This is a genomic window from Roseicyclus persicicus (genome assembly GCF_012395815.1).
Lineage (GTDB): Bacteria > Pseudomonadota > Alphaproteobacteria > Rhodobacterales > Rhodobacteraceae > Roseicyclus > Roseicyclus persicicus.
Genome location: NZ_JAAZQQ010000001.1, coordinates 950,872 through 970,132, shown reverse-complemented (window position 1 = coordinate 970,132; position 19,261 = coordinate 950,872). Strand labels below are relative to the sequence as shown.

At 70.5% G+C, this 19,261-nt stretch carries 20 protein-coding genes; 6 read left to right on the top strand and 14 right to left on the bottom strand.

All coding sequences use genetic code 11. The features are described from left to right. Positions 1–7: 7 nt before the first annotated feature. Positions 8–397 carry a response regulator gene (locus HCU73_RS04905; RefSeq protein WP_168622257.1) on the bottom strand — a complete coding sequence of 130 codons (390 nt, stop codon included), beginning with the start codon at positions 395–397 and terminating at the stop codon, positions 8–10. A 150-nt stretch (positions 398–547) separates the two neighbouring features. On the opposite strand from HCU73_RS04905, the gene HCU73_RS04900 reads away from it, so the two are divergent. Next, the gene (locus tag HCU73_RS04900; RefSeq protein ID WP_168622256.1) at positions 548–1,330 is read left to right on the top strand and encodes a methyltransferase domain-containing protein; all 783 of its coding nucleotides are present in this window, start codon (positions 548–550) and stop codon (positions 1,328–1,330) included. Positions 1,331–1,340: 10 nt separating this feature from the next. On the opposite strand, the gene HCU73_RS04895 is transcribed toward HCU73_RS04900, so the two are convergent. Continuing rightward, positions 1,341–2,672 carry a helix-turn-helix transcriptional regulator gene (locus tag HCU73_RS04895; protein ID WP_168622255.1) on the bottom strand — a complete coding sequence of 444 codons (1,332 nt, stop codon included), beginning with the start codon at positions 2,670–2,672 and terminating at the stop codon, positions 1,341–1,343. 205 nt (positions 2,673–2,877) lie between these two features. On the opposite strand from HCU73_RS04895, the gene HCU73_RS04890 reads away from it, so the two are divergent. Next, positions 2,878–3,240 (top strand): hypothetical protein, encoded by a 363-nt coding sequence (locus tag HCU73_RS04890; RefSeq protein WP_168622254.1) that lies wholly within the window; start codon positions 2,878–2,880, stop codon positions 3,238–3,240. An 84-nt stretch (positions 3,241–3,324) separates the two neighbouring features. Here HCU73_RS04890 and HCU73_RS04885 read toward each other — a convergent pair whose 3' ends face one another. From HCU73_RS04885 to aptA, 10 genes are all read right to left on the bottom strand, one after another. Continuing rightward, positions 3,325–4,305, bottom strand: coding sequence for an ABC transporter substrate-binding protein (locus HCU73_RS04885; protein ID WP_168622253.1), 981 nt, complete (start codon positions 4,303–4,305; stop codon positions 3,325–3,327). A gap of 34 nt (positions 4,306–4,339) precedes the next feature. After that, positions 4,340–5,191 (bottom strand): ABC transporter permease, encoded by an 852-nt coding sequence (locus HCU73_RS04880; protein ID WP_168622379.1) that lies wholly within the window; start codon positions 5,189–5,191, stop codon positions 4,340–4,342. 65 nt (positions 5,192–5,256) lie between these two features. Then, positions 5,257–6,252, bottom strand: a complete 996-nt coding sequence (locus HCU73_RS04875) for an ABC transporter permease (RefSeq protein WP_168622252.1) — start codon at positions 6,250–6,252, stop codon at positions 5,257–5,259. A 13-nt stretch (positions 6,253–6,265) separates the two neighbouring features. Beyond that, positions 6,266–6,598, bottom strand: a complete 333-nt coding sequence (locus HCU73_RS04870) for a hypothetical protein (RefSeq protein ID WP_168622251.1) — start codon at positions 6,596–6,598, stop codon at positions 6,266–6,268. Positions 6,599–6,708: 110 nt separating this feature from the next. Beyond that, on the bottom strand, positions 6,709–7,512 hold the full coding sequence (locus tag HCU73_RS04865) for an ABC transporter ATP-binding protein (RefSeq protein ID WP_168622378.1): 804 nt from the start codon (positions 7,510–7,512) through the stop codon (positions 6,709–6,711). A gap of 34 nt (positions 7,513–7,546) precedes the next feature. After that, positions 7,547–8,248, bottom strand: coding sequence for an SDR family oxidoreductase (locus HCU73_RS04860; RefSeq protein WP_168622250.1), 702 nt, complete (start codon positions 8,246–8,248; stop codon positions 7,547–7,549). Positions 8,249–8,271: 23 nt separating this feature from the next. Then, positions 8,272–9,726, bottom strand: a complete 1,455-nt coding sequence (hydA, locus tag HCU73_RS04855; RefSeq protein ID WP_168622249.1) for a dihydropyrimidinase — start codon at positions 9,724–9,726, stop codon at positions 8,272–8,274. 40 nt (positions 9,727–9,766) lie between these two features. Continuing rightward, entirely contained in the window at positions 9,767–10,024 is a 258-nt protein-coding gene (locus HCU73_RS04850) for a hypothetical protein (RefSeq protein WP_168622248.1), read from the bottom strand. Beyond that, positions 10,021–11,271, bottom strand: a complete 1,251-nt coding sequence (locus tag HCU73_RS04845) for a Zn-dependent hydrolase (protein WP_168622247.1) — start codon at positions 11,269–11,271, stop codon at positions 10,021–10,023. Before HCU73_RS04845 ends, HCU73_RS04850 begins: the two co-directional genes overlap by 4 nt. Positions 11,272–11,308: 37 nt before the next feature. Then, on the bottom strand, positions 11,309–12,640 hold the full coding sequence (gene aptA / locus HCU73_RS04840) for an omega-aminotransferase AptA (RefSeq protein WP_168622246.1): 1,332 nt from the start codon (positions 12,638–12,640) through the stop codon (positions 11,309–11,311). 244 nt (positions 12,641–12,884) lie between these two features. On the opposite strand from aptA, the gene HCU73_RS04835 reads away from it, so the two are divergent. Further along, positions 12,885–13,496: a TetR family transcriptional regulator C-terminal domain-containing protein gene (locus HCU73_RS04835; protein WP_210730477.1), complete on the top strand. Its 612-nt coding sequence runs from the start codon at positions 12,885–12,887 to the stop codon at positions 13,494–13,496. A gap of 74 nt (positions 13,497–13,570) precedes the next feature. Here the strand turns inward: HCU73_RS04835 and preA are convergent, their stop codons facing one another. Then, positions 13,571–14,875, bottom strand: a complete 1,305-nt coding sequence (gene preA, locus HCU73_RS04830) for an NAD-dependent dihydropyrimidine dehydrogenase subunit PreA (RefSeq protein ID WP_168622245.1) — start codon at positions 14,873–14,875, stop codon at positions 13,571–13,573. Positions 14,876–14,951: 76 nt separating this feature from the next. Then, a complete protein-coding gene (locus HCU73_RS04825; protein ID WP_168622244.1) occupies positions 14,952–16,286 on the bottom strand; it encodes an NAD(P)-dependent oxidoreductase in 1,335 nt (444 codons plus the stop codon). A gap of 313 nt (positions 16,287–16,599) precedes the next feature. Here HCU73_RS04825 and accB point away from each other — a divergent pair, with 313 nt between their 5' ends. The 3 genes from accB (at position 16,600) to aat (ending at position 19,260) form a co-directional block, all read left to right on the top strand. Then, positions 16,600–17,094, top strand: coding sequence for an acetyl-CoA carboxylase biotin carboxyl carrier protein (gene accB / locus HCU73_RS04820; protein WP_168622243.1), 495 nt, complete (start codon positions 16,600–16,602; stop codon positions 17,092–17,094). Positions 17,095–17,108: 14 nt separating this feature from the next. Next, the gene (gene accC / locus HCU73_RS04815) at positions 17,109–18,455 is read left to right on the top strand and encodes an acetyl-CoA carboxylase biotin carboxylase subunit (RefSeq protein ID WP_168622242.1); all 1,347 of its coding nucleotides are present in this window, start codon (positions 17,109–17,111) and stop codon (positions 18,453–18,455) included. Positions 18,456–18,606: 151 nt separating this feature from the next. Continuing rightward, on the top strand, positions 18,607–19,260 hold the full coding sequence (gene aat, locus HCU73_RS04810; RefSeq protein WP_168622241.1) for a leucyl/phenylalanyl-tRNA--protein transferase: 654 nt from the start codon (positions 18,607–18,609) through the stop codon (positions 19,258–19,260). Position 19,261: the final 1 nt, after the last annotated feature.

The window sequence follows — 19,261 nt, the reverse complement described above, 5'->3', positions numbered from 1 at the left end:
CCGGGCCTCAGCCGCGGCCCGTCGCGGCCCGGGCCTCGGCCAGCCGGGTGACGGTGGCGAGCAGGTCGGCGTTGGAGAAGGGCTTGGTCAGGTAGGCGTTGGCGCCCAGCTCCAGCGCGGTCTCGCGGTCGCGGGCCTGGCCCTTGGCGGTGAGCATGAGGACGGGCAGCTCGGCCGTCTCGGGGCGCGCACGCAGGTCGCGCAGGATTTCCAGGCCCGAGCGGCCGGGCAGCATCACGTCGAGCACGATCAGGTCGGGCCCCGTGCGGGCGACCGCGTCGAGGGCGGTGGCCCCGTTGCCATGGCCCTGCACCTCCCAGCCGGCGCGGCTGAGAATGAAGCCGATGGCTTCGAGAATGTTGCCCTCGTCCTCCACGAGCAGGATGCGTCCGCCCACGGCTGTCCTCCCTCCGCCTTGGGTCGGGCGAGTTTGCAGCGCGGCGCGGGATTAGGCAATGGGGTGCCCGCGTGCCCCCTTGGCGACGGCCCCGGCGTCATGCGCAATGGCGCGGACGACACCGGGCGACTCGCAGGGGGGCACGCCGCCATGACCGACCACTACCCGGCCGAGCTGATCGCGCTGCTGGAGGCGATCTGGGGCGAGGGGTTCCTGTCGCCCGGCGGGCCGGCCGAGGTGGCCCGCGTGCTCGAGGGGCACGACATCGCCGGCCTTTCGGTGCTCGACATCGGCTGCGGGGCGGGCGGCATCGACCTGTGCCTGGTGCGGGATCACGGCGCGGGCCACGTCACCGGCATCGACGTGGAGGACGGCGTGCTGGAACGCGCCCGGACGCTGGTCGCCGCGGCGGGGCTGGACCGGCGGATCGGGCTGGTGCGGGTCTGGCCGGGGCCGCTGCCCTTTCCGCCGGGCTGTTTCGACGTGGTGTTCTCCAAGGACTCGATCGTCCACATCCCCGACAAGGCCGCCCTGATGGCCGAGGTGGCGCGGGTGCTGAAGCCCGGGGGCCGGTTCCTCGCCTCGGACTGGCTGATCGGCCACGACGGCCCGCCCTCGCCCGAGATGCGGGCCTACATGGACGCCGAGGCGCTGGATTTCGGCATGGCCTCGCCCGCGCGCTACCGGGCCGCGGCCGAGGCGGCGGGGCTGGTCGAGGTGGAGACCGTCGACCGCAACCCCTGGTACCGGGAGGTGGCCGAGGCGGAACTGGCGCGGATGCGGGGGCCCTGGCGGGCCGAGGTCGCGGCGCGGCTGGGCGAGGAGTTCGTCGACCGCAACATCGAGATCTGGGACCGGATGCTGGTGGTGCTGCGCTCGGGCGAGCACCGGCCGACCTTCATCCGGGCGCGCAAGCCCGCCACCCCGGGCTGAGCCCCGCGCCTCAGCGCCGGGCCGGGCACTCCGTGCGCGGGCAGAGGTGGCAACCGGGGCCGGCGGCGATGACCGGGCCGGCGGGCGCCGGGGACCGCAGCGCCTCGGCCGGTGTGACCAGCATCACCGCCTGCATCACGGGCGCCTCGCCGAAGCCCGCGGGCGCGGCCGGCTGGCTGACCGCCCAGGCGCGGAACCGGGCGCCCTGCGGCATCTCGATCAGCGCGGCCTCGGGCTGGCCGGGGCGGCCGAGCGCGCGGTAGAGCGGCCAGAGCGGGCAACCGGCCCCGAAGCGCGGAATGGAAAAGGCGGTGAGCCGGCGGCGGAAGATCAGCGCCCCCGACCCGTCGCAGACCGCCAGGCCGAAGGGCGGCGCGCCCTCGCCCAGCGCCGCCTGTCGCGGCAGGGTGGCGAGCCGGCGCAGCACCAGCGCCACGTCGCCGGCCCCGAGCGCAAGCAGCGCCGCGGGGTCGTAGCCCGCCGCCTCGGCCGCCGGGCGCACCAGCGCCAGCGGCAGCCGCGCGGCATCGTCGGCGTAGGCGGTCAGCAGCCGTTCGGCCAGGTCGCGGGTGGCGGGGTCCTCCATGCCGGCGGCGCGCGCGATGACGCCGGGGATGGCGGCCCAGCCCTCGGCCTCGATGGCGGGGAAATGGTGGCCGGCGGCCTCGAACATGGCCTCGACCGTCTCGATCGGGGTGGAGGCGGCGCGGCTGCCGGCGTCTTCCTCCTCGGCCTCGAAATGGCGCAGGAGCGCGGTGGCGCGGGTCGACAGGCGCTCGGCCTCCTCGTGGAGGTTGCGGTGGAACCGGCTGCGCCAGACCGCCTCGAGATCGGGCTCGCGCACCAGGATGTCGGCGGTGGAGCGGATCGCGGCGACGGTCGACAGCACCTCGTGCATCGATTCGGCCAGCACCGGGTCGTGGCCCAGCCGGTCGCGCAGCCCCTCGACCAGCGCGTCGAGGGCGGCGATGCGCTTCTGCTGGGCGGCGATCAGGGCGGTCCAGCCGGGAAACCGGCCCGCGAGCTCGTCGATGCGGTCGGTCTCGGGGCGGGCGCCGAAGGGGGCGGGCAGCGCCTGCGCCGCCGATTGCAGCGCGTCGTAGAGGGTGGCGTCGGCGCCTTCGGACAGCTGCGCGGGTTCCACGTCGAGCGCGCGGGCCAGCGCCACCAGGAGCTTGCCGCCGATGCGGCGGCGGTTGTGCTCGATCAGGTTGAGGTAGGAGGCCGAGATGCCCACCGCCTCGGCCAGCTCCGCCTGCTTGATGCCGCGCACCAGGCGCCGCTCGCGGATGCGGTTGCCGGTCAGCTGGGCGCGGCGGGCAGAGGGGGTGACGGGCGGCATGGGCGGGCTCGGGCGGCTGGGTCGGCGCGACCTTAACAGGAAACCGGCGCCGACAGAACGGGTTGTGCCATTGTTTACAGGTGGGCGCGGCGCACGGGGCCCGGGCCGGATCTTGCAAGGCATTTTAACGATCCCCTTCCCGTCCGGCGCCGACCGGGGCAGGATGATGGCCAGGTTGGGGGCCTGTGCGACCCGGAGTCCGTGGATGACACCGCTCCCTCCCCTGCCCGCCGTCCCGCTGCCCGTCGCGGGACCGGCCCGGCCCGACCCCAAGGGCACGCCCGCCGCCGCCCCGCCGATGCTGGGCGCGGCCGCCGTCACCGCCGCCGAAACCGCGCGCGGCCCCCGCCTCGACCCGCGGGAGACCCCGCGCGCCGACCCGCTGGAGCCGCCCGCCGACCCGCCGCCGCTGAAGGGGCTGGGCATCCCGCCGCTGAACACCCGGCAGGTGGGCGATTTCGACAAGGTCGACGACCCGCCCCCGCCGCCCGGCACGGGCTACGCGCCCGACCGCCTCGCCCCGCCCGACAGGGACGCCGGGGCGCCGCGGATCGACCTGCGGCGGTAGCGATGGCCGCGATGGCCGGCCCCCGGAAACGGCAACAGCCCCGGGGTTGCCCCCGGGGCTGCGCCACGCCGGCCGGGGCCGGGATCAGTTCAGCGCGGCATCCGTGACCGCGTGGGTCCAGGCGCCGGTCGGTTCCGCGGTGATCACCGCGTCGCCGCCTTCGAGGAGCGTGCGGACGGTGCGGGCATAGGATTCCTCGTCGAGCGTGCCGCCGTTCGCGTCCACCAGGAGCGCGATCTCGCCCATCATGCGGAGCTGGTGCTCCTCGGTCTGGGCGCCGGTCTCGTCATAGTCGAGCACGATCATCGCGGCCTCGGCGGGGTTCTCGGCCGCCCAGACCCAGCCCCGCATCGAGGCGCGGACGAAGCGGACCATCTTGTCGAAGAAGGCGGGGTCGTTGAGGTTTTCCTCGAGCACCCAGATGCCGTCTTCCAGAGTGTCGACGCCGTAGTCGGAATAGCGGAAGGTCACCAGTTCCTCGGGCGAGACGCCCGCGTCGATGATCTGCCAGTATTCGTTGTAGGTCATGGTCGAGATGCAGTCGGCCTGCCGCTGCAGCAGCGGGTCGACGTTGAAGCCCGCCTGCAGCAGCGTGACGCCGGTCTCGGACCCGTCGACCGGGATGCCGAGCTGGTTCATCCAGCCAAGGAAGGTGTACTCGTTGCCGAAGAACCAGTGCGCGACCGTGTGGCCGGCCAGGTCGGCGGGCTCGGTGATGCCGGTGTCGGCCCAGCAGGTCAGCTGCAGGCCCGACCGCACGAAGGGCTGGGCGATGTTGACCACCGGCAGGCCACGCTCGCGGGCGGCCAGCGCGGAGGGCATCCAGTTCAGCATCGCGTCGGCCGCGCCGCCGGCCAGCACCTGGGGCGGTGCGATGTCCGGGCCGCCGGGCAGGATGGTGACGTCGAGCCCTTCTTCCTCGTAGTAGCCGTTCTCGAGCGCCACGTAGTAGCCCGCGAACTGCGCCTGGGTGACCCACTGCAGCTGCAGCGTCACCTCGTCCTGGGCCTGGGCCGCGCCGGCGGCCATGCCCAGCGCCAGCGCCGGTATCAGTGTCTTCTTCATGGTCTTCCCTCCAAGTTGGACCTTGTCGTCCTGGTTATCGGCCCCGCCTTTGCGACGGGTGCCAGAATGTCAGCTGCCGCTCGATCAGCCCCACGAGCCCGTAGAACAGCGAGCCGGCCAGCGCGGCGACCGCGATTTCCGCCCAGACCATATCCATGGCGAGGCGGCCCATCTCGATCTTGATGCGGAATCCCATGCCGACCGTCGGAGAGCCGAAAAATTCGGCGACGATGGCCCCGATCAGCGCAAGGGTCGTGCAGATCTTCAAGCCGTTGAACACGAAGGGCAGCGCGGTCGGCAGGCGCAGCTTGAGCAGCGTCTGGCCGTAGCTGGCGGCATAGGTGCGCATCAGGTCGCGCTGCATCGCGTCCGACGCCTTGAGCCCCTGCACGCAGTTCACCAGCATCGGAAAGAACACCATGGCCACGACCACGGCGGCCTTGGACTGCCAGCCGAAGCCGAACCACATCACGAAGATCGGCGCGGTGCCGACGATGGGCAGCGCCGCGATGAAGTTGCCCACGGGCAGGAGCCCGCGCTGCAGGAACCCGCTGCGGTCGATGGCGAGCGCGGCGAGGAAGGCCGCGCCGCAGCCGATGGCGTAGCCCGCCAGCGCGCCCTTGAGGATGGTCTGCTGGAAATCGGCCCAGAGGATGGCGGTTTCCGAGATCATGCGCGCCCAGATCGCCGACGGCGCGGGCAGGATGACGAAGCTGACCTGGTAGAGAACGACGACCAGTTCCCACAGGACGAGCAGCGTGATGCCGAAGATCAGCGGCACGATCAGCCGCGCGCCCGCGCCCCGGGCCCGGTTCGCCAGGAGCGCGTTGAGGCCCCAGGCGCCGAACCAGACGGCGAGGATGAGCGCAAGCCGCTGGTCGGTCATGGCCGCCAGGGCGATCAGCGCGGCACCCAGCGCGGGCAGGCCCCAGGGCGGGAGGGCCGCGGCCTTCATGGCTTCACCCCCATGCGTTTCAGGACCAGCTTCTCGATCGCGCCGAGCAGCATCACCAGGCCGGCCGCGCAGATCGCCGCCATGAACAGCGCCGACCAGATCTGGATGGTCTGGCCGTAGTAGCTCCCCGTCAGGAGCCGCGCGCCGAGGCCGAAGCGGGCGCCGGTGGGCAGCTCGGCCACGATGGTGCCGACCAGCGCGGCCGCGATGGACACCTTGAGCGAGGTGAACAGGAACGGCACCGAGGCCGGCAGCCGCAGCTTCCAGAAGGTCTGCGGCCGGCTGGCCGAATAGGTGCGCATCAGGTCGAGGTCCATGGCATTGGGGCTGCGCAGGCCCGCGACCATGCCGACCACGACGGGGAAGAAGCTGAGATAGGCCGAGATCAGCGCCTTGGGCACCAGGAGCTTGGTGTCCTCGCTGATGAGGCCCGCATCCACCGCGTTGTTCAGCGCGGGCAGGTTCGACACCACCACCACGATGATCGGCGCGATGGCGAGGATCGGGATGGTCTGGCTGGCGATGGCCCAGGGCATGACGCTCATGTCCATCGCGCGGGAATGGACGATGCCGACGGCCAGCAGGATGCCGAGGATCGAGCCGATCCCGAAGCCGAGGATGGTGGGCCACAGCGTGTGGTAGGCGTGGAACACCAGGTTGCGGGGGTTGCCCTGCATCTGGCCGCGCCGCTCGCGCATCACGGGTTCGCCCACCGTCGTGTTCCACAGCTCGGCAAAGACCTGGTGCGGTGTCGGCAGCACGGGGCGTTCCTGGTTCATGGTGTCGGCGACGATCTCCATCGCCGTCATCTCGAGGCCGCGCCGCTCCATCTGGTCGAGCGTCCAGGCGCGGTTCATCATCACGGAGGCAGCATACCACAGCGCCACGATGGCCAGCACCACCGTCAGCACCGGCAGCACGGCGCCGACAAGCGTGCCCAGCGCGGCGCCGCCGCGGCGGCCGGTCGGCGCGGAGGCGGCCGCGACGCTCATGCCGCCCCCCTCCTCAGCCCGGACGCGTCGGCCAGACGATCAGCGCCACCGCGACGATGCCCAGCACGAGCCCCGCCGATTGCAGCATCCCCGGCCGCTCGCCGAACAGCAGCATCCCCACCCCGGCCGCCAGCACCAGCTGCAGCACCGCCGAGATCGAGATGGCGACGGCCATCCCGGTCTCGCGCATCAGCCGCACCATGATCAGGTTGCCCAGCGTGTAGAGGCCCAGCGCGACCAGCAGAAGCCCGATCCGCGGCGCCGAGACATAGGCCCGGAGCGCCGTGGAGGCGGTCAGGAACACGGCCATCGCCGCCCCGAGCCACGCGAAGAACCCCGCACTCATCCGCCGCCCCTTTCGACAGGGGGGCCGACCCCGCGGCCCCCGGACATGGGGCGGTGATAGCGGCGGCGGCGGCGCGGGCGCGCGCCGGTTTCCGACCTGCGGGCGCGTCGTTAATCGTCATAGGCATGCCCCGCGCGCAGCCCCTCGCGGACGCGGTGGGCGATGGCCAGGAACTCGGGCGTGTCGCGGATGTCGAGCGGGCGCTCGCGCGGCAGCGGGCTGTCGATCACGTCGGTGATCCGGCCCGGCCGCGGGGACATGACCACGATCTTGGTGGACAGGTAGACCGCCTCGGGGATGGAGTGGGTGACGAAGCCGATGGTCTTTTCCGTCCGCGCCCAGAGCTTGAGGAGCTGCTCGTTCAGGTGGTCGCGCACGATCTCGTCCAGCGCGCCGAAGGGCTCGTCCATCAACAGGATGTCGGCGTCGAAGGCGAGCGCCCGGGCGATGCTGGCCCGCTGCTGCATCCCGCCCGACAGCTGCCAGGGGAATTTCTTGCCGAAGCCTTCCAGGTCGACGAGGTGCAGCACGTTCTGCACGCGCCGGTCCTGCTCGGCCCGGTCGAAGCCCATGATCTCCAGCGGCAGCTTGATGTTCTTCTCGATGGTGCGCCACGGGTAGAGCCCCGCGGCCTGGAACACGTAGCCATAGGCGCGGGCCTGCCGCGCCTCGTCGGGCGTCATCCCGTTGACGGTGATGGTGCCGCCCGTGGGGTGCTCCAGCGCCGCGATGACCCGCAGGAAGGTGGTCTTGCCGCAGCCCGAGGGGCCGATGAAGCTGACGAAATCGCCCTTGCCGATGGTCAGGTTGACGTCGCGCAGCGCCTGCACCGGACCGTCGGCGGTCTGGAAGGTCAGGTCGAGCCCACGCGCCTCGATCACGGGCGTCGCGCCCGTCGATCCTTGCACCGGCATTGCAGCTGCCACAGTCACCCGTCCTGGTCCCCCGTCATACCGATCTCGTTATGCCGCCATCGACCCGCAGGTTCTGGCCGGTGATGTAGCCCGCGGCGTCGGAGGCGAGAAAGGCGATGGTGCCGCCGATCTCGGCCCGCGACCGCCCGTAGCGCCCCATTGGCACGCGGGCGCGGAACTCCTCCTTCTCGGGCAGGCTGTCGATGAACCCCGGCAGCACGTTGTTCATGCGCACGTTGTCGGGGGCGTACCTGTCCGCGAACAGCTTGGCAAAGGCCGCCAGCCCCGCCCGGAACACGCCGGATGTCGGAAACACCGGGTCGGGCTCGAAGGCCGCGAAGGTCGAGATGTTGATGATCGCGCCGCCGCCCTGCGCCACCATGATCGGCGTCACCAGCCGCGTCGCCCGGACCGCGCCCAGCATGTAGACGTCGAGGCCCTGGTGCCAGTCCTCGTCGGTCAGCTCCAGCACCGGGGCGCGGGGGCCGTGCCCGGCGGAATTGACCAGCACGTCGATGCGGCCCCAGCGCTCCATCGCGCCGTCGACAAGGCGCGCCAGATCGGCGTTGGACTGGTTCGACCCGGTGACACCCAGCCCGCCCAGCTCGGCCGCAAGCGCCTCGCCCTTGCCCGACGAGGACAGGATCGCGACCTCGAAGCCGGCCTCGCGCAGGGCCCGGGCCGCATCGGCGCCCATGCCCGAGCCACCGGCGGTGATCACCGCGACCTTCACCATCTCGTCCCCCTCCGGCGCCTCGGTCAGACGCCTGTTGCCGGAATGCCCGTCCGTTCCACCGGCCGCGGCGCGGTCAGCTCCTTCCAGGTCGACAGCGCCCGGTTCACGGTGCCGTTGCCGGGGCGCTTGACGAACTGACCGTGGCCCTCGCGGGTGCGGATCTCGCCGTCATGCACGGCGACGTGGCCGCGGGTCAGCGTGAAGCGCGGCAGGCCCTTCACGTGGTGCCCCTCGAACACGTTGTAGTCGATCGCCGACTGCTGCGCCGACGCGGCGATGGTCTTTTCCTTCTCGGGGTCCCAGACCACGATGTCGGCGTCCGCGCCCACCAGGATCGCGCCCTTCTTGGGGTAGCAGTTCAGGATCTTGGCGATGTTGGTCGAGGTCACGGCCACGAACTCGTTGGGCGTCAGCCGCCCGGTGGCGACGCCATGGGTCCAGAGCATCGGCATCCGGTCCTCGAGCCCCCCGGTGCCGTTCGGGATCTTGGAGAAATCGCCGATCCCGAACCGCTTCTGCTCGGTGGTGAAGGCGCAATGGTCCGTCGCCACCACCGACAAGGAGCCCGACATCAGGCCCGCCCAGAGGCTGTCCTGGTGCTTCTTGTTGCGGAAGGGGGGCGACATGACGCGGCGGGCGGCGTGGTCCCAGTCGGGGTGGAAATACTCGCTCTCGTCCAGCGTCAGGTGCTGGATCAGCGGCTCGCCCCAGACGCGCTTGCCAAGGCTGCGGGCGCGCCGGATCGCCTCGTGGGCATCCTCGGACGAGACGTGGACGACGTAGAGCGGCACGCCGGTCATGTCGGCGATCATGATGGCGCGGTTCGTCGCCTCGCCCTCGACCTGGGCGGGGCGGGAATAGGCGTGCGCCTCCGGGCCGGTGTTGCCCGCGGCCAGCAGCTTGGCGGTCAGTTCGGCCACCACGTCGCCGTTCTCGGCATGGACCAGCGCGATGCCGCCCAGCTCGGCCAGCCGGCTGAACGAGGCGTACATCTCGTCGTCGTTCACCATCAGCGCGCCCTTGTAGGCCATGAAGTGCTTGAAGGTGTTGATGCCGTGGTCCTCGATGACGGTCTTCATCTCGTCGAAGACCTGCTCGCCCCACCAGGTCACCGCCATGTGGTAGGAATAGTCGCAGGTGGCGCGCCCGGCCTTGTTGTCCCACATCTTGAGCGCGTCGATCAGGCCCTGACCGGGGCTGGGCAGCGCGAAGTCGACCACCATCGTGGTCCCGCCCGACAGGGCGGCGCGGGTGCCGCTCTCGAAATCGTCGGACGAATAGGTGCCCATGAAGGGCATCTCCAGGTGCGTGTGCGGGTCGATCCCGCCCGGCATGACGTAGCAGCCGGTGGCGTCCAGCACCTCGTCGCCCTTGAGGTTCGGGCCGATCTCGACGATGCGGCCGCCCTCGACCTTCACGTCGGCGGCATAGGTCAGGTCGGCGGTCACCACGGTGCCGCCCTTGATCACGGTGCTCATCTCGTCTCTCCCCAGGTCATCAGGTCCAGCCTTGCCGGTGTCAGGTCGTCGGCGCCCGCACGCAGATCATCCGGTCCTCGCGCGTCATCAGCGGCAGGAAGGTCGTCTCGACCGGCCCGTCGTAGCGGTACCAGTAGCAGCCGTCGCTCTCGAGGCGGACCTGCGTCAGGTCCTGCCCCGGGGCGGCCAGCGCGCGGACCTGCTCGCTGATCTCGGCCGTCTCGCCCTCGGGCGTGGCGGTGACGCAGCCGGCAACGGCCATCAGCGCGGCAAGCGCGGCGTAACGCATGGTCTTCATTCGACGATCTCCGCGGTCTCCACGACGGCGTGGAACAGGACGTTGGTGCCGGCGGCGGCCCACTCCGGGCTGATCTCCTCGGCCTCGTTGTGGCTGAGGCCGTCGACACAGGGGCACATGATCATCGCCGTCGGCGCGACATCGTTGATCCAGCAGGCGTCGTGGCCCGCGCCGGACACGATGTCCATGTGGGAATATCCAAGCCTTTCGGCGGCCTGGCGGATGGTCTTGACGCAGCCCTCGTCGAAGGCCGGCGGGTCGAACTGGCCGACGATCTGCGCCGAGAAGCCGACGCCGATCTCCTCGCAAAGCTGCGGCGCGCGGGCCAGGAAATCCTCGACCATGCCGTTCAGCTTGGGCAGGATGTGGGTGCGCATGTCGACGGTGCAGACCACCTTGCCGGGGATGATGTTGCGGCTGTTGGGGTAGACGTCGACATGGCCGATGGCGCCGACGGCGTTCGGCTGGTTCTTCATCGCGATCTCGTGCACCAGCTCGGTGATCAGCGCGAGGCCCCGGCCCGCGTTCCGGCGCATGTGCATCGGCGTCGATCCGGTGTGGCTTTCCTTGCCGGTGATCGTGCATTCGATCCAGCGCAGGCCCTGGCCGTGGGTGACGACGCCGATGTCCTTGCCCTCGGCCTCGAGGATCGGGCCCTGCTCGATGTGCAGCTCGAACATGGCGTGCATCCGGCGATGACCCACGGGCTCGTCGCCCTTCCAGCCGATCCGCTCCAGCTCGTCGCCGAAGCGCTTGCCGGCCGCATCAACCCGGTCATAGGCCCAGTCGAGCGTGTGCCGGCCCGCGAACACGCCCGAGGCGAGCATGGCGGGGGCAAAGCGCGTGCCCTCCTCGTTCGTCCAGTTCACCACGACGATGGGATGTTTCGTCCTGATGTTCAGGTCGTTGAGGCTGCGGATCACCTCCAGCCCGCCGAGCACGCCCAGCACGCCGTCATATTTCCCGCCCGTGGGCTGGGTGTCTAGGTGACTGCCCACATAGACCGGCAGCGCCTCGGGGTCGGTGCCCTCGCGGCGGGCGAACATGTTGCCCATCTGGTCGACGGCCATGGTCATCCCCGCCGCCTCGCACCAGCGCCGGAACAGCGCGCGGCCCTCGGCGTCGGCATCGGTCAGGGTCTGGCGGTTGTTGCCGCCCGCCACGCCCGGCCCGATCTTCGCCATCTCCATCAGCGAGTCCCAGAGGCGCTCGCCGTCGATCCGCATGTTCTCGGCAGGTGCCGGCATGTCTTTTCCTTTATCCCCAGTCTCTTTCCGGCCGTCCTTAATGCAGTTTCCTAAGAACGTCCGCCAAGGTCCCGATCAGCGTGTCGATGTGGCCCTTCTCGATGATCAGCGGCGGCGACATGGCGATGATGTCGCCGGTGGTGCGGATCAGCACGTTGCGGTCGTAGGCCTCGAGGAAGGCAGTAAAGGCGCGCTTGGTCGGCTCGCCCGCGATCGGCTCCAGCTCCACGCCGCCGATCAGGCCGAGGTTGCGGATGTCGATGACATGCGGCAGGCCCTTGAGGCTGTGCAGCGCGTCCTCCCAGTAGGGCGCGATCTCGGCGGCGCGCTCGAACAGCCCCTCCTCCTTGTAGGTCTCCAGCGTGGCGATGCCGGCGGCCGACGCGATCGGGTTGCCCGAGTAGGTGTAGCCGTGGAACAGCTCGATCACGTGCTCGGGCCCGCCCATGAAGGCGTCGTGGATCTCCTTCGTGGCCAGCACCGCGCCCATCGGGATCACGCCGTTGGTCAGGCCCTTGGCGCAGACGATCATGTCCGGCATCACGTCGAAATAGTCGGCGGCGAAGGGCGCGCCGAGGCGGCCGAAGCCCGTGATGACCTCGTCGAAGATCAGCAGGATGCCGTGCTTGCGGGTCAGCTCGCGCAGGCGCTGCAGGTAGCCCTTGGGCGGGATCAGCACGCCGGTCGAGCCCGCCACCGGCTCCACGATCACGGCGGCGATGGTCTCGGGGCCGTGCAGCGCGACGATGCGCTCCAGCTCGTCGGCCAGGTTGCCGCCATGCTCGGGCTGGCCGCGGCTGAAGGCGTTCTGGCCCGGCAGGTGGGTGTGCGGCAGGTGGTCGACCCCGGTCAGCAGCGAGCCGAAGAACTTGCGGTTGTTGACGATGCCGCCGACCGAGATGCCGCCGAAGTTCACGCCGTGGTAGCCGCGCTCGCGCCCGATCAGGCGGGTGCGCGACGCCTGGCCGATGGCGCGCTGGTAGGCGATGGCGATCTTCAGCGCGGTCTCGACCGACTCGGAGCCCGAGTTGGTGAAGAACACGTGCTCCATCGGCGCCGGCGCCATGTCGCGCAGCCGGTTGGCCAGCTCGAAGGCCTTGGGGTGGCCCATCTGGAAGGCCGGCGCATAGTCCAGCTCGCCCGCCTGCTGGCGGATCGCCTCGACGATCTTGGGGCGGTTGTGGCCCGCGTTGCAGCACCACAGCCCCGCGGTGCCGTCCAGCACCTCGCGCCCGTCGGCGGTGCGGTAATGCATCCGGTCGGCGGAGACGAGCATCCGCGGCGCCTTCTTGAACTGGCGGTTCGCGGTGAACGGCATCCAGAAGGCGGACAGGTCGTTCGGCACCGGGTTGGAGCGGTCGAGGGCCATCGCGGGCATCCCTGTGGTACGGGCCCGGGCGCGCGCCGCCGGACCGCGGAATTGTTTTTGACCAGATGGTCAAGGCCACGCTAGCAGAGGCGCTGTGCCAGTCAACGGCCCGTCCCGGCAGTTTCCTTGAGGCGCCGCGCAAAGACAAGGCGAATGATGCCGAAACGGGCGGCGCTGCCCGGGGCTTGGGCGGGGCGCGAAACGGGGCTTGTGCGGGGCGCGCGGGCGCGCTTCAAATGCGCTCATGGGCCTGCAGAAACCGCGCACGCGGATCCAGCGCAAGAACCGCGAAACCATCCTCGAGGCGGCGCTCGAGGTGTTCTCGCAGCACGGCTTCCGCGGCGCGACGCTCGACATGATCGCGGCCGAGGCGGGGCTGTCCAAGCCCAACCTGCTCTACTATTTCCCCTCCAAGGAGGCGATGCACGTCACCCTCCTGAGCAAGCTGATGGACACCTGGCTCGACCCGCTGCGCGCGCTGGACGGCGACGGCGAGCCGGTGGCGGAACTCCTCGCCTATGTCCGGCGCAAGCTGCAGATGAGCCGGGAATTTCCCCGCGAATCGAGGCTCTTCGCCAACGAGATCGTGCAGGGCGCGCCGCGGATGCAGGCGGCGCTGGCGACCGAGCTCAAGGCGCTGGTCGACGAGAAGGCCGCCGTCATCCGCGGCTGGGCCGAGGCCGGGCGCATCGCCGACGTGGACCCGCACCACCTGATCTTCTCGATCTGGGCGCTGACCCAGCACTACGCCGACTTCGACGTGCAGGTGCGTGCCGTGCTCGGCCCCCGCCGCGACCCGATCACCGAGGCCGAACACTTCCTCGACACGCTCTTCACGCGCCTTCTCGCGCCCTGATCTTTGCTTCAAAAATACTCTGGGGGTCCGGGGGCAAAGCCCCCGGCGGATCGCCGCCAAAGGCGGCGAAACCCCTACTCCGCCGCGGGGCGCGCCGCCGGGTTGTTCGGATGCGTCGTCCAGTTGGCGTAGTCGTCCGACACGGTCACGCCGGTCCGCGGGTCGACGACGCCCGCCTCCATCCGCTCCATGGTGATGCAGCCGTCCACGGGGCAAACATTGACGCAGAGGTTGCAGGCCACGCACTCGTCGTCCTTCACGGTGAACACCCGGTCGGGCGACATGGCGATGGCCTGGTGGCTGGTGTCCTCGCAGGCGGCGTAGCAGCGGCCGCACTTGATGCAGGCGTCCTGGTCGATGCGGGCCTTGGTGACGTAGTTGAGGTTCAGGTACTGCCAGTCGGTCACGTTCGGCACCGCCCGGCCCGTCAGCTCGGCCAGCGTGATCTCCTTCTCGTCGAGATACTGCGACAGGCCCGAGATCATCTCCTGCACGATCTTGAAGCCATAGGTCATCGCCGCGGTGCAGACCTGCACCGTGCCCGCGCCCAGCGCCAGGAACTCGGCCGCGTCGCGCCAGGTGGTCACCCCGCCGATGCCCGAGATCGGCAGGCCGCGGGTCTCCGCGTCGCGGGCGATCTCGGCCACCATGTTCAGCGCGATGGGCTTCACCGCCGGGCCGCAATAGCCGCCATGGGTGCCGCGCCCGTCGATCGAGGGCTCGGGGCTGAAGCTGTCGAGGTTCACGCTGGTGATCGACGAGATCGTGTTGATCAGGCTGACCGCGTCCGCGCCGCCCTTCTTGGCCGCCCGCGCGGGGTAGCGGATGTCGGTGATGTTCGGCGTCAGCTTCACGATCACGGGCATCCGGGTGTTCTGCTTGCACCAGCGGGTGACCATCTCGATGTACTCGGGCACCTGCCCCACGGCGGATCCCATGCCGCGCTCGGACATGCCGTGCGGGCAGCCGAAGTTCAGCTCGATGCCGTCCGCCCCGGTCTCCTCGACCAGCGGCAGGATCGCCTTCCAGGCCTGTTCCTCGCAGGGCACCATCAGCGACACGATCATCGCCCGGTCGGGCCAGTCGCGCTTCACCTGCTTGATCTCGCGCAGGTTCACCTCGAGCGGGCGGTCGGTGATGAGCTCGATGTTGTTGAGGCCCAGGAGCCGCCGGTCCGCACCCCAGATCGCGCCGTAGCGCGGGCCGTTGACGTTGACGATGGGGGGGCCCGCCTCGCCCAGCGTCTTCCAGACCACGCCGCCCCAGCCCGCCTCGAAGGCGCGGACGACGTTGTAGGCCTTGTCGGTCGGCGGCGCGGAGGCCAGCCAGAAGGGGTTGGGCGACTTGATGCCCAGGAAGTCGGTGGAAAGGTCTGCCATGGTCCTGGTCTCCCTTTGTGCCTGACCGAATTTTCTAGAAAATTCGGAAACCACAGATTTTTCTAGAAAAATCTGATCATGCCATCAGCGTCGCGTGGATGTCCTCGGCGGCGTCGCGCCCCTCGGCGACGGCCGTCACCGTCAGGTCCTCGCCGCCCGCCGCGCAGTCGCCGCCGGCCCAGACGCCCGCAAGCGTCGTGCGCCCCGCACCCGTGACCGCGATCTTGCCGCCCGCGATCACAAGGCCCCCCGGCGCGCCCTCCAGCGTCTGGCCGATGGCCTTGAGCACCTGGTCGGCGGGGATGTCGAAGGTCTCGCCGGTGCCCACCAGGCTGCGGCCCTCGGACCGGGTATATTCCACCCGCACCCCCGTCACCGCGCCGTTGCCGAGGATCGCCACCGGCATCGCGTTGAAGACGAAGCGCACGCCCTTGGACGCAGCCAGGTCCTGCTCGTAGCGGCTGGCCGGCATCGCGTCGCGCCCGCGGCGGTAGAGCACCGTGACGCTTTCGGCACCCAGCAGCTTTGACTGCACCGCCGCGTCGATCGCGGTCATGCCGCCGCCGATCACCACCACGTTGCGGCCCACGGGCAGCGCGGCGAGGTCGGAGGCCTGCCGCAGCTCGGCGATGAAGCCCACCGCGTCCTGCACGCCGGCGCGCTCCTCGCCCTCGGCCCGCAGCGCGTTCACGCCCGCCAGACCCATGCCGAGGAACACAGCGTCGTACTCGGCGCGCAGCCCATCCAGCGCCAGGTCGCGGCCCAGAGCCTTGCCGGTGTGGAGCGCGATGCCGCCGATCTGCAAGAGCCAGTCCAGCTCCGCCTGCGCGAAGCCGCCCACCGCCTTGTAGGACGCGATGCCGTATTCGTTGAGCCCGCCGCCCTTCTCCTTGGCGTCGTAGAGGTCGACGTCATGCCCCTTCATGGCGAGGCGATGCGCGCAGGCCAGCCCCGCGGGCCCCGCCCCCACCACCGCCACGCGCTTGCCCGTGGGCGCCGCGCGGGTGAAGGGATGCACGCCCGCCGCCATCAGCGTGTCGGTGGCGTAGCGCTGCAGCCGCCCGATCTCGACCGGCTTGCCCTCGGCCGCCTCGCGCACGCAGGCCTCCTCGCAGAGCGTCTCGGTCGGGCAGACGCGGGCGCACATGCCGCCGAGGATGTTCTGGTCGAAGATCGTGCGGGCCGCCGCCTCGGGCGTGCCGGTGGCGATCTGGCGGATGAACAGCGGAATGTCGATCGAGGTCGGGCAGGCCGTGATGCAGGGCGCATCGTGGCAGAAATAGCAGCGGTCGGCGGCCACCAGCGCCTCGTGGTCGTCCAACGGCGCGTGGAGGTCGGCGAAGTTCTCGGCCAGCGTGGCGGCGTCCAGCCGCGCGGGCACGATGCCGGGGGTGAAGGGGCTGTTCGTCATCGGGCGCATCTCCCTGGCGGCGAATGGCGTGTCGCGATGGGGAAAGGCTGGCACGGGTCCCATTTTTTATCAAACGGTAAATTTCTGCGGCGGGGTGGCGGGGGCCGGTTTTGCCCCGGCATCGGGGGCATTTGCCGAAAAATCGGGCAGTGCGGCGCTGGCATGGGGCGCGCCCATGCCCATATGCACCCCACGGGGCGGGTTTTCCCCGGGGAAACCCTGCGCTATAGGCGTCGTCCAGACGACCCGGCGGACCGGGCCCTGAGGGAGGCCGTGGGCGCGCGCAATGCCGCCCCAGTTTGCGAGGACAGACATGAGCGACAAGACGGACGCAACGCGCGCCAATGACGTGGCCTTCATCCAGGCGCTGGCCGAGCTCCTGCGCGAGAACGACCTGACCGAGCTGCATGTGAAGCGCGAATACGGCGAGCACGACTGGCTGAACGTCCGCGTCGCCCGCCAGACCCTGATGATGCCGGCCCCGGTCCAGGTGGCCGCCCCTGCCCCGGCCCCGGCCGCCATGGCCGCGGCCCCCGCAGCCCCCGCAGCCGCGGTCGAGGACCCCGCCCAGGCGCCCGGCGCCGTGACCTCGCCGATGGTCGGCACCGTCTACCTGCAGCCCGAACCGGGCGCTAAATCCTTCGTCTCGGTCGGCGACCGGGTGACCGAGGGCCAGACGCTGCTGATCATCGAGGCGATGAAGACCATGAACCAGATCCCCGCCCCCCGCGCGGGCACAGTGAAGCGGATCGTGGTCGAGGACGGCGCCCCCGTGGAATACGGCGCGCCGCTCATGATCATCGAGTGAGCGGGGACGCACCCATGTTCAACAAGATCCTCATCGCCAACCGCGGCGAGATCGCGCTGCGCGTCATCCGGGCCGCGCGCGAGATGGGGGTGGCCACCGTGGCGGTGCATTCGACGGCCGACTCGGACGCGATGCATGTCCGCATGGCCGACGAGGCGATCTGCATCGGCCCGCCGCCGTCCTCGCAGTCCTACCTGTCGATGCCCGCCATCATCTCGGCCTGCGAGATCACCGGCGCCGAGGCGATCCACCCCGGCTACGGCTTCCTGTCCGAGAACGCCAATTTCGTGCAGGCGGTCGAGGATCACGGGATCAAGTTCATCGGCCCCTCGGCCGAGCACATCCGCCTGATGGGCGACAAGATCACCGCCAAGGACACGATGAAGAAGCTGGGCGTGCCCTGCGTTCCCGGCTCCGAGGGCGCGGTGCAGACGCTCGAGGCCGCGCACGCCGTGGCGCAGGACGCGGGCTACCCGGTGATCGTCAAGGCGACCGCCGGCGGCGGCGGGCGCGGCATGAAGCTCGCCCGCTCCGAGGCCGAGCTGGAAACCGCCTTCCGCACCGCCCGGACCGAGGCCAAGGCCGCCTTCGGCAACGACGAGGTCTACATCGAGAAATACCTGCGCCGGCCGCGCCACATCGAGGTGCAGGTCTTCGGCGACGGGCGCGGCAACGCGGTGCACCTGGGCGAGCGCGACTGCTCGCTCCAGCGCCGCCACCAGAAGGTCTTCGAGGAGGCCCCCGGCCCCGTCATCGACCCCGCCACCCGCGACCGGATCGGGGCGACCTGCGCCAAGGCGGTGGCCGATCTCGGCTACGAGGGCGCGGGCACCATCGAATTCCTCTACGAGGACGGCGAGTTCTACTTCATCGAGATGAACACCCGCCTGCAGGTGGAACACCCGGTGACCGAGGCCATCTTCGGCGTCGACCTGGTGCGCGAGCAGCTGCGCGTCGCCGCCGGCCTGCCGATGTCGTTCAACCAGGGCGACCTGGAGGTGAACGGCCACGCCATCGAGGTGCGGATCAACGCGGAAAAGCTGCCGAACTTCGCCCCCAGCCCCGGCAAGATCACCCAGTACCACGCGCCGGGCGGCCTGGGCGTGCGGATGGATTCGGCGATCTACGATGGCTACCGCATCCCGCCCTACTACGATTCGCTGATCGGCAAGCTGATCGTGCACGGGCGCGACCGGCCCGAGGCGCTGGCGCGGCTGAAGCGGGCGCTGGGCGAACTGATCATCGACGGCGTCGACACCACGGTGCCGCTGTTCCACGCGCTGCTCGACTCGCCCGAGGTGCAGTCGGGCGACTACACCATCCACTGGCTCGAGGGCTGGCTTGCCGAAACCTTCGGCTGAGCCGCCCCGGCCGGCGCCGCCCCTCGACCCGGCCGCGATACCGCGGCTGCCCGCGGGCGGCACGGTGGTCGACCTCGGCGCCGGACTGCCGCCCGCACGGCTCCTGCATTTTCCGCAGGACTTTCCGGGTTGGCACACTATGTCGCACCCCATGGCGCATGACATGTTCAGCCCGGCCCGACCGGCGCTGTCACCCGACCTGATGATACGGGCTTACGCGGCCGGGATTTTCCCGATGTCGGACGGCGCCACGCATCCCGGCATCTTCTGGGTCGACCCGCAGCGGCGGGGGGTGTTCCCGCTCGACGGGTTCCACGTGTCGCGGTCGCTCCGGCGCCGGATCGCCAAGGGCGGCTTCGAGGTGACGGTGAACCGCGACTTCCGCGGCGTGCTGGCGGCCTGCGGCGACCGGCCCGAGACCTGGATCAACGCCGAGATCGGTGGCACCTACCGGGCGCTGCACGCGCTGGGCTATGCCCATTCGGTCGAGGTCTGGATGGACGGCGAGCTGGCCGGGGGCGTGTTCGGCGTGACGCTGGGCGCGGCCTATTTCGGCGAATCGATGTTCTCGCGCCGCACCGATGCCTCCAAGATCGCGCTGGCCTTCCTGGTCGAGCGGCTGCGCGCGGGGGGCTTCCAGCTCTTCGACACGCAGTTCACGACCGGGCACCTGTGCAGCCTCGGCGCCATCGAGATCCCGCGCGCCGAGTACCGCCGCCGCCTGCAGCTGGCCGTGACCTCGCCCGCCGATTTCTTCGCGGTGGACCGCCGGGCCGGCGACGAAGACGGGCGCGCCCGGGCCTGAC

Bases quoted from the DNA above. Each gene is read 5' to 3' on its own strand.
- HCU73_RS04900 (WP_168622256.1), top strand. From the start codon at position 548: ATGACCGACCACTACCCGGCCGAGCTGATCGCGCTGCTGGAGGCGATC.
- HCU73_RS04895 (WP_168622255.1), bottom strand. From the start codon at position 2,672: ATGCCGCCCGTCACCCCCTCTGCCCGCCGCGCCCAGCTGACCGGCAAC.
- HCU73_RS04890 (WP_168622254.1), top strand. From the start codon at position 2,878: ATGACACCGCTCCCTCCCCTGCCCGCCGTCCCGCTGCCCGTCGCGGGA.
- HCU73_RS04885 (WP_168622253.1), bottom strand. From the start codon at position 4,305: ATGAAGAAGACACTGATACCGGCGCTGGCGCTGGGCATGGCCGCCGGC.
- HCU73_RS04880 (WP_168622379.1), bottom strand. From the start codon at position 5,191: ATGACCGACCAGCGGCTTGCGCTCATCCTCGCCGTCTGGTTCGGCGCC.
- HCU73_RS04875 (WP_168622252.1), bottom strand. From the start codon at position 6,252: ATGAGCGTCGCGGCCGCCTCCGCGCCGACCGGCCGCCGCGGCGGCGCC.
- HCU73_RS04870 (WP_168622251.1), bottom strand. From the start codon at position 6,598: ATGAGTGCGGGGTTCTTCGCGTGGCTCGGGGCGGCGATGGCCGTGTTC.
- HCU73_RS04865 (WP_168622378.1), bottom strand. From the start codon at position 7,512: ATGCCGGTGCAAGGATCGACGGGCGCGACGCCCGTGATCGAGGCGCGT.
- HCU73_RS04860 (WP_168622250.1), bottom strand. From the start codon at position 8,248: ATGGTGAAGGTCGCGGTGATCACCGCCGGTGGCTCGGGCATGGGCGCC.
- hydA (WP_168622249.1), bottom strand. From the start codon at position 9,726: ATGAGCACCGTGATCAAGGGCGGCACCGTGGTGACCGCCGACCTGACC.
- HCU73_RS04850 (WP_168622248.1), bottom strand. From the start codon at position 10,024: ATGAAGACCATGCGTTACGCCGCGCTTGCCGCGCTGATGGCCGTTGCC.
- HCU73_RS04845 (WP_168622247.1), bottom strand. From the start codon at position 11,271: ATGCCGGCACCTGCCGAGAACATGCGGATCGACGGCGAGCGCCTCTGG.
- aptA (WP_168622246.1), bottom strand. From the start codon at position 12,640: ATGGCCCTCGACCGCTCCAACCCGGTGCCGAACGACCTGTCCGCCTTC.
- HCU73_RS04835 (WP_210730477.1), top strand. From the start codon at position 12,885: ATGGGCCTGCAGAAACCGCGCACGCGGATCCAGCGCAAGAACCGCGAA.
- preA (WP_168622245.1), bottom strand. From the start codon at position 14,875: ATGGCAGACCTTTCCACCGACTTCCTGGGCATCAAGTCGCCCAACCCC.
- HCU73_RS04825 (WP_168622244.1), bottom strand. From the start codon at position 16,286: ATGACGAACAGCCCCTTCACCCCCGGCATCGTGCCCGCGCGGCTGGAC.
- accB (WP_168622243.1), top strand. From the start codon at position 16,600: ATGAGCGACAAGACGGACGCAACGCGCGCCAATGACGTGGCCTTCATC.
- accC (WP_168622242.1), top strand. From the start codon at position 17,109: ATGTTCAACAAGATCCTCATCGCCAACCGCGGCGAGATCGCGCTGCGC.
- aat (WP_168622241.1), top strand. From the start codon at position 18,607: ATGGCGCATGACATGTTCAGCCCGGCCCGACCGGCGCTGTCACCCGAC.